This window comes from Methylobacterium frigidaeris (assembly GCF_022179185.1).
Lineage (GTDB): Bacteria > Pseudomonadota > Alphaproteobacteria > Rhizobiales > Beijerinckiaceae > Methylobacterium > Methylobacterium frigidaeris.
On record NZ_BPQJ01000085.1, the window covers coordinates 1 to 13,147 of the forward strand.

Below are 13,147 nucleotides of genomic sequence, written 5' to 3' on the forward strand. Positions count from 1 at the left end.
CCCCGCCCTGGGCCTACGCCCTCTGCAACGCGGCATGAATGGCCAAAGTCGAGCTAAGGTCATGATCCGCCGGATCCTCTCATCGTCTTCGGCCCCTCCTCTGCGCCGGCGCGAATTCAGCCGCCGCGCGCAGGCCGTGACAATGTCGCCGCTGAACGGGAGCATGAATCCTTTGTAGTCCTTTGGAGGCATTGGCTGAAACGCCCGCAGAATGCCGGAGTTCACACCTCGGTTCGTACCGCTCCGCGCCACCATCGGACCTCCGCCTTCAGCCTAAGAGCGAACATCCGGCTTTGCGTACCATCTCGATAATTTATTGTTCATCGTTGGTACCATTCAATCAGACGGCGGCTCTGGTCTGGGTTGCAAGTCCTGCGTAATCCTTTTCAGGCCACCAGCTTCGATCAAACGATCGCCCCCGCCGGGGGTCTTGCCTACCAAAGCTGACCCATCGATGCTGCGCAGATGCGGATGATCTGCGACGAGGACGACCTATGGAAACGATCGGCCGTGACCTGCGCGAGATGCAGCGCATTCCTCTCGCCGCATCGCACGTCGCCGCGCTTCGGGCCATCGGAGCTGAGAAGCACTACCCGAGCGGTGCCTTTCTCGTCCGTGCCGGCGACCCAGCCGACCGCTTCGTCTATGTCGATGTCGGCGAGATCGAAGTGGTCAACCCCTACACGGGCAAGCGCCATCTTCCGTCCACCCTCGGACCGACCCAGTTCATGGCCGAGATCTCGTTCCTGAACGGCGGCGTCTGGTCGATGCCCATGCGGGCGAGCGCGGATACGGTCGTCATCGAGGTGCCGCGCCCCGAGATGCTGCGGCTGATGTCCGAGATCCCGGAGATGTCGGACATTATCATCACGGTCCTCGCCGCTAGGCGGCGACGGCAGCTCGATTCGCACGACGGCACGCTCGTGCTCCTCGGCGAGGACGACGACCGAAGCGTACGGCGGATCGCCGAGTTCGCAAGCCGCAACCGGCTTCCCTACAGGACCTATTCGCTGGGCAGCCCGGAGGCGGCGAGCGTCGCCACGGCCTGCTCGATTTCGGCTCATCGACCGGCGGTCATCTTCGGCCGGGACGTGGTCGTGACCGAACCGACGCCCGCCAAGGTCGCGCGGCTGCTCGGCCTCGACTACAACCTCGTCGACGACGAGGCCTTCGACGTCCTCATCGTGGGCGGCGGTCCGGCCGGGGTGGCGGCGGGCGTCTATGCGGGTGCGGAGGGGCTGCGCGCGCTGGTCATCGAGGATGTTGCGATCGGCGGCCAAGCTGGCACATCGAGCCGGATCGAGAATTACATGGGCTTCCCGACCGGGATCTCAGGCGCCGATCTTGTGTGGCGCGGTGAGATCCAGGCGATGAAGTTCGGCACGCGCTTCGCGATGCCGCGGCGCGTGGTGAAGTTGGAACGGCTTAGGGACGGTTCGTTCTGTGCGGCGTTCGACAACGGTCGGCGCGTCCGGGGACAGGCCGTCGTCGTCGCGACCGGCGTCCAGTACCGGAGATTGCCAATCGAACGCCTCGAAGCGTTCGAGGGCGCAGGCATCTACTACGCTGCGACGGAGATCGAGGCGCGCTACTGCCGGAATGCCGAGGCGATCGTCATCGGCGGCGGCAACTCTGCGGGCCAGGCCGCGATGTATCTCAGCCGCTCGGCGCGACACGTGCGCCTCTTGGTCCGCGGGCAATCGCTCGCGACATCCATGTCAAGATACCTGTCGAGCCGGCTGGAGGCAGACCCGGCGATCACCATCGAGTACGGGGCCGAAGTCACCGCCCTGCACGGGGACGCCCGTCTCGACGCGGTGACAATCCGCACCCTCACCGACGGAACGACGCGCATGATCTCAACCTGTGCCGTGTTCGTCATGGTGGGCGCCGCCCCGAATACCGGCTGGCTTTCGGGACTCGTCGAGCTCGATGGCCACGGCTTTGTTCTGACTGGCGACGCGATCGGCGCGCGTTCGCCTTATGCGACGTCGCATCCGGGAATCTTCGCGGTCGGGGACGTTCGCGCCAACTCCGTCAAGCGAGTGGCGGCCTCGGTTGGCGAGGGATCGGTCGTTATCTCGAAGGTGTGGGAGCACATTCGGACGTAGATCTTGCCGCCCAGCACGCATCCGACCGAAGAGTCTGATCCCGCGGCGACTGGGCTCGTAAACCTGAGCTTGCGGCCCGGCCGATCATGGCGGCGTTCGTCAGATATCCTCGAAACATCGACGTCGAGGCCGGACGCAACCAGGGTGTTAAATCCAACGCGCGCATAATCGAACATCATCAACGCAACGTCTCCCGAAGCTCCGCGGATTCGCCGACCAACGATAAGGCAGTAAGCACGATCGATCAGCCTACGCTCATCGAACTGACTTCTCATTCTTAATACAGCACAAGCTGAAGCGGAGCAAATTCAGCGGGATCATCGGACTGCAAGTGTTGATTAAGTGCTACATCTCCGAACACAACGACCGATTCAAGTCCTTCGTCTGGACAAGCTGGCAGCCGCCATTCTCGACGCAGTCGATGGCAACGCTGCACCTCTCGTGAGAGAACGGATCACTGAATTAACTCGCAAGTCCCACCGGCGATCACCAGCGGTTGAACGGCGAGGTCAACATGCTCGCTGCTTGCCATTTCCGTTTAACGGAATTGTAGCGATCAAACAATCAGGTTGTTGCGATCAGCACCATGTTGAAAAATAGATCGCATCTAGATCAATAATGCCCGTCTAACTCCGCGCAGACATCGATTTTATACGATTTTGCATCTACGATCAAATCATAGATCGGGGAAAACGACTCCGAGAATGTCGGCCCACCAATTCAATCAGCTTGCAGGCGGACTTTTGCACCAACGCCAGCGAAAATCCTAACTGCTGCTCGCTGAGGTGACGCACAAGACCGGTATCATGCTCATTACGGTAAATTCTTGTGCGTCCACACTGGTGCAGAAATATGTGTTATGTTCTACACATTTTATGTAAATTATCTGCGTAATTTGGACAGCATAATATCGCGCATGATGATATGGTCTGGTAATATGGCCCTCTGCCACTTGGTAAACAGGCGACTGGACGAGAAGCATTTTTTTCCATCATTGACGCAGTGAGTTGAGTTGACACCGAACATCCGACGTTTAACATCTGACGATAGAGGCAAGGGCGACGGACGTTCACCCGCCTTGGGAGGGCGCTCTTGAACGATGCGCAATTGGAATCTTTCACTCGTCGAACGAAGCCTCGCCGAATTGACCACGTGGTCGCAACGCTCGGCCGTGAGATCGTTCAAGGCATCACACCTGTAGGCGCTTTGGTTGCGCCTGAGCCAGAGCTCGAACAGCGCTTCGAAGTCAGCCGAGGTGTCGTCCGGGAGGCTGTGAAGATCTTGGCCGCGAAGGGCCTGATAGAAGTGCGACCTCGTCACGGCACGCGCGTCCTCTCGGTCGAGAACTGGAGCCTGCTGGATCGGGATGTGCTCGGATGGCTGGTCGAACGACCAGCTGCAGATCTGAACCTGTTGCTCGCCATACAAGAGGTTCGATCGATCATCGAACCTGAAGCCGCAGCACTCGCTGCGGAACGAGGGTCAGAGAGCGACCTTCAGAGAATCGACGCCGCTCTCGCCGCAATGGAAACGTCGCATGATTCCAAGAGCGCGACCGCTGCCGATAAGGCTTTCCACCTCGCGATCCTGCACGCCACGCACAATCCTGTGCTTCAGGGGTTCAGCGGTGCCATCAATGCGATTCTCAGCGCAGTGTTCTTCGTGGCGGTAGGTACTTCAGGCTGGTTCGAGGAAAATCTTCCGAACCATGCGACGGCTGCACGCGCCATTCGCGAGAGAGACCCGGATGGCGCACGGATAGCGATGAAGCAGGTTCTGGCGTTCACGGGCGACAGACTCGAGCAGCGGAAGAGGGCACGCTGAAGACTTGGCCGCTCGCGTTGATATCGGATGCTGCTGTAAATCTTTGATTTTTCATCAGTTCTTCGACGGACAATATCTGCCACGTCGTAGGATAATCTAGTTGCCGAGTTGGGCGTGCGGTTGACGGAGGTTGGGTCGGTTGAGCTCTCGGGCCGATCGATTATTGTGTAAGTCGAACATTGAGAAGCCAATGAAGGCTCGGGATTGCGATCAGTCAGATTGATCGCGGGGAGGATGATGTGCTGCTTGCATCTCGCGGTGCGCGCTCGACACGACTTTTCCGACGAATGAACGGGATTGTCGACGGCATTTTATTTGTTGCGCCCCTCATCGGGCTGGTCGTGATCTGGGCGATCGTCGTTCCGTTGTTCGATATCAGCCCACGGACCTTTCCGTCTCTTGGTGCTGTGGCACGAGCAGGGCTCGAATCACTGCGCGACGGATCCCTTCCGGCCCATGTCGGGGCAAGCCTTCTCCGTGTCGCCCTTGGCACATTGCTCGGTGTCGTCACGGCCGTGCCTCTCGGAATCGCGATGGGTATCAGTCGCGCCACGGCGATGTTCTTGACGCCGCTGTTCCGATTTTTCTCGGTCCTGGCGGGTATCGCGTGGATCCCGATCGCGACGCTGTGGTTCGGGTACGGCTTCGGTGCGATCATCTTCGTTATATTCAATGCCGTATTCTTCGTTGTCGCGTATAACACGCTACTCGGAGTGTCGACGATACCCCATTCGATCCGGAACGCTGCATCTTCCCTTGGTGCCGGGCGATGGGCGCTGCTCTTCCACGTGCTCCTTCCGGGTGCATTGCCGAACATCGTCATGGGTGTGCGGACCGGTCTCGGCTTTGCATGGCGCGGGCTGATCGCGGCCGAGATGATCGCAACAAACGTGGGCCTCGGTTACATGCTGTTTGTTGCACGTGATTTCTACAGAACAGAAGTGATCGTTCTTGGCATGGTATTGATCGGAATCATCTGGCTCATGATCGACCGATTGATCCTCGTACCGCTTGAGCGCGCCACGATCGAGCGTTGGGGCATGGTGAGGCAATCATGAACGTAGCACTGCATGTCTGGAGCACCTACGTCAGGCTTACGGAGCGATGGCCTGTCATCGCGACGCTCGTGCCCTTTCTGCCGATCCTGGCGCTCTGGGAAATACTGGCTTGGGCCGGCGTCTTTCCGCCGGCGTTCTTTCCCAGCCCGGGCGACGTCGTCAAATCCTTCGTCACCCTCACCTACAAAGGTATTTTGCCGGACTATCTTCAGGATAGCCTCGTGCGCCTCGCCCTGGGCGCGGCGATCGGGATCGTGTTGGGAATTCCCTTCGGCCTCTTGATCGCGACCAACAAAATAGCGCACCGTGTCTTCTGGCCGATCCTCCTATTTTTTCAAGCTATCGGCGACATCGCGTGGCTGCCGATTCTGTTAATCTGGTTCGGGTTCGGTCTGGGCACGATGACGTTCGTCATCGTCTATACGGTGCTATTCCCGATCGTCCTCAACACCGTGCTGGGCGTGGAGACCATCCCGCGCGATCTTCCGCGCGCGGCACGCAGCCTCGGTTCGTCGTCACTGAGCGTGTTGTGGCACGTGATCCTGCCAGGAGCTCTGCCAAACATCCTGACCGGTCTGCGCAATGGGCTCGGCTACGGCTGGCGGGCGCTGATCGCCGTGGAGATCATCGTCGGCACGAGCGGCATCGGCTTCCTGATGTTCGATGCCAGACGCGCCGGCTCGACGACCGAAATCATCCTCGGGATGATCATACTTGGAACATTATGGTACATTGTCGACGCTTGGATACTCGCTCCTCTGGAGAAGGCGACTGGTGAACGCTGGGGGATTGTGACATCATGACTCTTTCGATCCAGAACCTGGAGAAGACTTACTTCAACCCGTATGCCGACGCGCATGTCACGGTGATCCGCGACCTGTCCTTGACCGTCGAACGGGGCGAGTTCGTTTCCGTGGTCGGTCCATCCGGGTGCGGCAAGACCACGATGCTGAACATGATCGCCGGATTCATCCCGCGATCGGGCGGAGACATCCTGCTCAACGGCAAGTCCGTCAGCGGCCCGGGTGCCGATCGCGGCGTGGTCTTCCAGTCCTTCGCCCTGTTCCCGTGGAAGACCGTCCTCGACAATGTCGGGTTCGGGCTCAGGATGAAGGGCGTGCCGAAATCCGAGCGGGACCGGATCGCTCGCGAATACCTAACCCTCGTCGGGTTGGCCGAGGCCGCCAACCGCTACCCCAACGAACTCTCCGGCGGCATGCAGCAACGGGTCGGCGTCATCCGCGCGCTGGCCAACGAGCCCGACGTGCTGCTCATGGACGAGCCCTTCGCCAGCGTCGATGCGCAGACGCGCATGACCCTGCAGGAGGAATTGACCCGGATCTGGCAGGAACGGCGGCCGACCGTCATCTTCATCACGCACGACGTGCCCGAGGCCGTGTTCCTGGCGACACGCGTCGTCGTGCTCTCGAAGGGGCGCGTGCTGGACGACATCGCGGTCGACCTTCCGCAGCCCCGCGTGTGGGACCGTCTCGTTCACGACGATCGCTTCAAGACCATCTCGGCGCGGGTCCTCCAGCAGGTCCGCCTCGCGTGACCCGGGCGCGCGCATTCCTGCGGTCCTCGCGGACCCGCACCGTGCTGGGCGTCATGGCGTGCTGGCTCGGCTTCCAGCTTTGGCTGACCGTTGCGGCCCCCGGTAAGATCTCGCCCGACCTCTCCCGGGCGAGTGGACGCGTGAACGTCCAGATCGATCTGCCCTTCACGCCTGAGAGGTTCCACGTGCTCGCCGTGCAGAGATACGGGCGCATCGCCGGTGCCGATGAGCACTCGATAGAACTGCGCGGGGTGAGAACGAGCGATCTGACGTCGCTCGCCCGCCCGTTCTGGGTCAGGAAGGTCGAACCGCTGAGGGAGGATCAATAATGATAAGACGACTTGTTACCGCTGCGGCTCTGGCGCTGTCGGTCGTTTGCGCCAGAGCCGACGAGCCGGTCAAGATGAACGTCGGCATGGTGAGCGCGATCGACATGCTGGCGATTCCCGTCGCGCTCGAGCGGGGGTTCTTCGAGAAGCACGGGCTCGACGTCACGATCGCGAGACCCTACCCAACGGGCGTCGACGCTCTCAATGCGCTTCAAGCGGGCGAGACGGACATCGTCCAGGTCGGCGTTCCCATGATCGGCGCGGTCCTCCGGGGCATGGACCTCGTCGCGCTCGGCAATTTCAGCGGCAGCACGACCAAGGCCGGGTCGGATGCCACGATGGCGCTCGTCGCGCGCGAAGGCTCGGGCATCGTCGCGGGCGACCTCAAGACCCTCAAAGGCAAGAAGATCGCGACCTCCTTCGGCACGATCAACCACCTCTACATCCTCGGCCTGCTCCAGAAGGCGGGCCTCACACCCGCCGACGTCGCGCTCGTGAACACGCCGCCCCCGGACATGACGGTGGCGCTTCTGGCGAAGGGTGTCGATGCGTTCGCCGGCTGGGACCCGTGGCCGATCATCGCGCAGAAGGACGTTCCCGGCGCCTTCCAGGTGATCCGCGGAGGCGACGTGATCTCCTATATCGGCTTTGCCGTCGCCCTGCGCTCCTGGGTCGATGCGCATCTGGGGCTGGCGGAGAAGTTCCTGGCCGCGACCTCCGAAGCCGATCAGTGGATGCGCAAGAACCCGAAGCAGGCCGCCGGCATCGGCACGCGCTGGATCCCCGGGCTGAAGCGTGACGTCGCGGAGGCGGCGATGCAGTTCAACGTGCAGCAGCTCGACCGGCGGCTGTCGCGCAACAACTACCGGGCGCTCTGGACCGCCGAGGACACCCTGGCGAAGCTCGGCACCATCAAGTCGACCTTCGACGTCAACAAGCACGTCGATCCGCGGCCGATCCTGGCCGTCATGAAGGCGCACCCGGAGCTCTTCTCGGACCTCCCGCCGATCCCGGACGACTTGGCGATTAAGCCGGGTTTCGTCTTCCAACCGTGACCCTTCCCGCGGGCGGGCTTCCGCGGTCCGCCACACGCCAACGAGGAGAGAACCACGTCATGGCCAAAGGCTACTGGATCGCGCACGGCGATCTGATTAATCCGGGTGGGTACGGTGAGTACACGAAGCAGAACGGCCCTGTCTTCGCGAAGTTCGGCGCCCGGTTCGTCGTCCGCGCGGGCAGGCAGATCCAGGCCGAAGGCAGCACCCGCTCGCGGACCGTCGTTCTGGAATTCGATGATTACGAAACGGCGGTCGCCTGCTACAATTCCCCCGAGTACCAGCGCCTCGTCGCCATCCGGGCCCCCCACGCCCATAACGACCTCATCATCGTCGAAGGCTACGACGGCGCGCAGCCGGCCTGAAGTATGTTTCCAAGATCGACCACTGTTTCACAGTGGTCGCTCCGGCGCTGCCGCGAGACAGACCAGCGTGAGAGTACAATGAACGTCATCAACTACATCACACAGATCAATTTCGGGTTCGGGGCACTCGCGGCGCTCGCAGCAGAATGCGAGCGGGTCGGGGTCGCGCGGCCCCTGCTGATCACGGATCGCGGCGTGCGGGCCGCAGGCCTGGTCGACACGGTTCTCAGCCAACTCCCCGGCCGGGCGGGCGTGCCGGTCTACGACGGCACGCCCGGCAACCCGGACGAGGCTGCGGTTCGCGAAGCGCTCGAGCTGTATCGGGAGCACGGATGCGATGGCGTCGTCGCGCTCGGCGGCGGATCTCCCATCGACCTTGCCAAGGCGGTCGCGGTGCTTGCCGCACATGGAGGAGCGCTCAAGGATTACGCGGCGATCGAGGGAGGAGCGGCCCGCATCACCGCCAGAACGCCGCCAGTGGTCGCGATCCCGACCACCGCGGGCACGGGCAGCGAGGTCGGCCGTGGCTCCCTGATCATCCTGGACGATGGGCGGAAAGTCGGCATCCTGTCGCCCCACGTCGTGCCGAAATCGGCGATTTGCGATCCCGAATTGACGCTTGGGCTGCCGCCGATCCTAACCGCTGCCACCGGCATGGACGCCATCGCCCATTGTAGCGAGGCTTTCCTGTCGCCGTCCTTCAACCCCCCGGCGGAAGGGATCGCGCTCGACGGTCTCCAGCGTGCCTGGGCGCATATCGAGCGCGCGACGGCGAACCCCGGCGACCGCGACGCGCGGCTCAACATGATGAGCGCGTCCACTCAGGGCGCCCTCGCCTTCCAGAAGGGCCTTGGCTCCGTGCACAGCCTCAGCCACGCGCTGGGCGGCCTCAATCCCAGGCTTCATCACGGAACCCTGAACGCGATCCTCCTGCCGGCAGTGCTCGCATTCAATGCCTCGGCCGAGACGGTGGTGGCGAACCGCAAGATGGACCGGCTGGCCGGCGCCATGGCGCTCGGTGCAGGCAGCGAGGTCGGCCCGGCGATCGGGAGCGTGACGCCACGGCTCGGGCTGCCGACGACGCTGTCGGAGATGGGCGTCGGCGCCGACCTCATTCCGGCTATCGTAAAGGGCGCACTCGCCGACCACAGCCACAAGACGAATCCGCGCGACGCTTCGGCCGCGGACTACGAAAGCATGCAGCGTCAAGTCATGTGATTTCAAAAAATACAAAAATCTCGGGTGGAGACTGGATATGCCATCGAATTCTGTTGCAGCGAGCGGCGGAGCTATCGCTCCTACGCTCGACTCTGTCTTGAGGAAAGCGAGCTGGCGCATCGTGCCGCTCTTCGTCGCATGCTTCGGGATGGCCTATCTCGACCGCGTCAACATCAGCTTCGCCAAGCTGCAGATGCAGAGCGAGCTGGGATTGTCCGATGCCGCCTACGGCCTCGGTGCGAGCATCTTCTTCATCAGCTATCTCGTCTTCGAGATCCCGAGCAACATGATCTTGGCGAGGGTCGGGTCCCGGCTCTGGATCGCCCGGATCATGATCAGCTGGGGCATCGCCTCCGCGTTGATGATGTTCGTGAAGACAGAAGTGTGGTTCTACGTTCTCCGGTTCCTGCTCGGGATGTTCGAGGCCGGATTCGTGCCGGGAGCAGTCTACTATTTCACGCAATGGTTCCCGGCGAAGCAGCGCGGACGGATCAACTCGTTCTTTTTCACGTCTATCGCACTATGCGGAATTCTCGGAGGACCGATCTCAGGCGCCATCATGAAGTACATGGACGCCGTCGGAGGCATGCACGGATGGCAGTGGCTTTTCCTGCTCGAGGGTATCCCGTCGGTCGTGCTCGGCTTCGTCGTCATGGCGTGGCTCGATGACCGGGTCGAGGATGCGCGGTGGCTCAACGACGACGAGAAGCGTATTCTGACAGCCAGCCTCGAAGCGGAGCCGCGGTCCGGCAGCACGCACTCGTTCAGCGTCGCACTTCGGCAGCCAAGCACTTACGTGTTCTCGGTCATCTATCTTGGGCTCGCCATGGGGATTTACGGGATCCTTTTCTGGATGCCGCAGCTCGTGAAGACAGCGGGCACCAACGATACCTTCATCATCGGCCTCATCACAATGCTGCCCTACCTAGTGGCCCTCGTGGGTGTGACGCTGATCGCCCGCTCCTCGGACAGGACAGGCGAGCGGAAGTGGCACTTGGCTGGATGCGCCCTTGCAGGGGTTGTGGGCTACGTGATGTGCGGCATCTTCGGCAACAGCACCGTCATGCTAGTGGTCGGCCTCAGCATCGCAGCCACCGGTATCATCGCGTCGTTCGGGCTGTTCTGGATCCTGCCTGCGCGAGTGATGACGGGGGTTGCAGCTGCGGGTGGATTGGCCCTGATCAACTCGGTCGGCCAGCTCGGTGGCGTGATCGGACCCTACATGGTGGGAGTAGTAAGAGACACGACGGGCAGTGCTGACGCAGCTCTCTACGCTATCGCTGGCGTGTGCGCGCTGTCAGCGGGCCTTATTGTTTGGTGCCTGCCGAAGCGCGTTTACGAGCGTGCATCATCCGATGAGGCAGTTACTTCGAGCCTTGCAGTTGATGGAGTGCTTGTTCCGCCACTTGTAGCTGGCGAGCGTAATTAGCATTTGATGGTCTCATCAGATTCGCCTTTTTAAAAAAGGCATTAGCCTCTTCGATGCTACGGAATTTTCTCTGAGAAATCTTAGGCTTTACTTCCAGGTCTGTCGCAACGGTGAAGCGTCACTTCAAACCCCGCTGTGTAGCCGGTCAGCACAGCGGGATCGGCGTTCTGCGTGTCGAGTCCGGTACCTGTTTCCTTCACGCTAATGTGTGCCGCGATGGAGCTGCGCAGGCCCTGCTGCCATTCAGCCCCTGTCTGCGTACCGCTTCCGTAGGGCGGCAAGGCCGTCCTCGTAGGTGCGTTGGAACGCCTTCGATGCGGTTCAGCACGTGAGCGGGCGATCAGCTGATCCGTTCCATGCCATCGATGTCAGCTGCTGATCGGTACCTACGACGAAGTCGAAGAGGCAGAACGTCCGCTTCGGGGCAAGTGGCCAGGGTCCAAGATGCCCCCATGCGGACCTTCGAGGTGGCGGTTCGAGGGTCCGCTTGTTTCACAGCTTGGGCACCACGGCGACATCCATTGGCAGAGCTGCCCCACAGGGGCGAAGCTGTCGTGCTGGACTCAGGATGCCCCAGGACCAACGGAGCGGCTCGGGAGCATCCCAGGGCAGCAGGATGGCCCCCGAACGTGCTGTATGACGCCTCCGAAACTTCAGTGCTGGCCGACCTCTCCTCCCCTGCGCGGGGCATATGGTCAAACTAACGGCCGGGATCCAGCCTGCACTGTATCCGGCCATTCGGTAGCCACTTGAGCAGGTTAGATCATGATGAACTTTATGTGAGCCCTTCCGTTTAACGGAAAATCGCCATCGAGCAATATATGTTTTTAGCGCTATTTGTCATATCTTATCATATCGCATTTGATTTCTTCGCTTAATAACTCACAGAATTCGCCCAGATATCATCAGCGCCGAAGCGAGTAGTACGATGATCACCACGGTAGCAAACGGCAGCATTGCACGGTAGGCCTGACGTTCCATCCCCGGTGTTTCAGCCAAGCTGCACACAACCGACATGCGAACCGGGGAAACGATGTTCAGCGAGAGCGCCGCAGCCTGCTGAAGCGATGTGACGGCTGCCAGGTTCAGATTAGCCTCCGCTGCGAGGCTGAGCTGCGAGGCCATGAACAGGCCGTTGGCCGCGTTGCCGCTATTTGCGAGCGCCCCGAACACCGCCGAGATGATGGGCGTCACGAGGACCGACCAGCGGCCGAGAGCCTCGAACATTCCGCGTGCCAGCCCTTCGGCGACGCCGGATCCGGACAGCAGTTCGGCCATCATGGCGAAGGCGATGATCGTCAGAACGGCCAGCCGCCCTGTCCTCCACGCGCCCCTCGCCTCCTGCACGAAGGCGTATGCCTGCCCTCGCAGCAATCCCGTCACGATGGCGGCAACGACGAGCCACGTTCCGGCGTGGAATAACGGAGACCACGCCGGTGCACCCGGGAACGGTTGGAGGCGCCCGGCCTGTTCGAGGACCTGCTTCAGCGGCGGGATCAGCCGGGTTAGGAGGAGCCAGGTGATCAGAGCGGCGAACGGGGCGACCTTGCGCGCGGCGAAGAGGAGTTCGCGGCGGCTCGGCCGTTCGTCGACGACGTAGCGGAGCGCGATCAACGGACCATAGGCGGCAAGCATCGCCGTCTCAGGGCCGAGGGCCACCGTCGCGGCGATCACCGCGGCTAAGCCGGCGCACAGCCAGAGCATCTCGTTCACCCGCTCGCGCCAGCCGCAGGAGACGCCGGCACGCTCCGCCAACCGCCAGAACAAGGGCAGCCAGAGGAGGTTGAAGGCGACCATGAACCAGCTGGTGTTGACCGCCAGCGTGGTGGGATCCGTGCGGGCGAAGGCGGCAGCCACGATGGCGCCGCTTCCCATCCCGCCCCATAGGATCATGGTCTGGCTCAGCAGGCTGAACGCCAGCAGCGGGACGGGTGCAACGTCGAGGCACCGCACCAGCATCATTGTCCCGATGATGCCGACACCGAAGCCGGTTGCGGACTCGGCAAACGGACCGATCAGGAAGCAGGCCGCAAAGAGGAGCCGCCGCTTCGCGCGTGCACCGGACAGCGACCTTTCCGGGATCGCCGGTCCGCTTGGCCGAAGCGCGATCCGCCAGAAGAAGAGGCCGCCGAGGATGTAGGGAACGACTGTCCGCCGTCAGCGCCCGTGAGACAGAGTGAGGCCCTTCACGAACGGAGGATGA

General features: G+C 61.9%; 11 protein-coding genes. 10 read left to right on the forward strand and 1 reads right to left on the reverse strand.

Features of this window, described 5'->3' with window-relative positions; genetic code table 11:
- The first annotated feature begins 494 nt into the window (after positions 1 to 494).
- The 10 genes from MFF64_RS35500 to MFF64_RS35550 all read left to right on the forward strand — a co-directional run bounded on the left by MFF64_RS35500 (position 495) and on the right by MFF64_RS35550 (position 10,944).
- Positions 495 to 2,111, forward strand: coding sequence for an FAD-dependent oxidoreductase (locus tag MFF64_RS35500; RefSeq protein WP_238193737.1), 1,617 nt, complete (start codon positions 495 to 497; stop codon positions 2,109 to 2,111).
- Positions 2,112 to 3,203: 1,092 nt separating this feature from the next.
- Positions 3,204 to 3,935, forward strand: a complete 732-nt coding sequence (locus MFF64_RS35510; RefSeq protein WP_238193738.1) for a FadR/GntR family transcriptional regulator — start codon at positions 3,204 to 3,206, stop codon at positions 3,933 to 3,935.
- A 287-nt stretch (positions 3,936 to 4,222) separates the two neighbouring features.
- Positions 4,223 to 4,993, forward strand: coding sequence for an ABC transporter permease (locus MFF64_RS35515; protein WP_238193739.1), 771 nt, complete (start codon positions 4,223 to 4,225; stop codon positions 4,991 to 4,993).
- Complete coding sequence (locus MFF64_RS35520; RefSeq protein WP_238193740.1) at positions 4,990 to 5,796, forward strand: ABC transporter permease; 807 nt, start codon at positions 4,990 to 4,992, stop codon at positions 5,794 to 5,796. Before MFF64_RS35515 ends, MFF64_RS35520 begins: the two co-directional genes overlap by 4 nt.
- Positions 5,790 to 6,548: an ABC transporter ATP-binding protein gene (locus tag MFF64_RS35525; RefSeq protein ID WP_053081675.1), complete on the forward strand. Its 759-nt coding sequence runs from the start codon at positions 5,790 to 5,792 to the stop codon at positions 6,546 to 6,548. Before MFF64_RS35520 ends, MFF64_RS35525 begins: the two co-directional genes overlap by 7 nt.
- Positions 6,549 to 6,589: 41 nt before the next feature.
- Positions 6,590 to 6,877: a hypothetical protein gene (locus MFF64_RS35530; protein WP_238193741.1), complete on the forward strand. Its 288-nt coding sequence runs from the start codon at positions 6,590 to 6,592 to the stop codon at positions 6,875 to 6,877.
- The gene (locus MFF64_RS35535) at positions 6,877 to 7,932 is read left to right on the forward strand and encodes an ABC transporter substrate-binding protein (RefSeq protein WP_273557207.1); all 1,056 of its coding nucleotides are present in this window, start codon (positions 6,877 to 6,879) and stop codon (positions 7,930 to 7,932) included. Before MFF64_RS35530 ends, MFF64_RS35535 begins: the two co-directional genes overlap by 1 nt.
- Before the next feature lie 59 nt (positions 7,933 to 7,991).
- Entirely contained in the window at positions 7,992 to 8,297 is a 306-nt protein-coding gene (locus MFF64_RS35540) for a DUF1330 domain-containing protein (RefSeq protein ID WP_238193743.1), read from the forward strand.
- Between the two features lie 78 nt (positions 8,298 to 8,375).
- A complete protein-coding gene (gene gbd, locus MFF64_RS35545) occupies positions 8,376 to 9,515 on the forward strand; it encodes a 4-hydroxybutyrate dehydrogenase (RefSeq protein ID WP_238193744.1) in 1,140 nt (379 codons plus the stop codon).
- A 121-nt stretch (positions 9,516 to 9,636) separates the two neighbouring features.
- The gene (locus tag MFF64_RS35550; RefSeq protein WP_238193745.1) at positions 9,637 to 10,944 is read left to right on the forward strand and encodes an MFS transporter; all 1,308 of its coding nucleotides are present in this window, start codon (positions 9,637 to 9,639) and stop codon (positions 10,942 to 10,944) included.
- Positions 10,945 to 11,826: 882 nt separating this feature from the next.
- Here MFF64_RS35550 and MFF64_RS35555 read toward each other — a convergent pair.
- Positions 11,827 to 12,906 carry an L-lactate permease gene (locus tag MFF64_RS35555; RefSeq protein WP_238193746.1) on the reverse strand — a complete coding sequence of 360 codons (1,080 nt, stop codon included), beginning with the start codon at positions 12,904 to 12,906 and terminating at the stop codon, positions 11,827 to 11,829.
- Between the last annotated feature and the right edge of the window lie 241 nt (positions 12,907 to 13,147).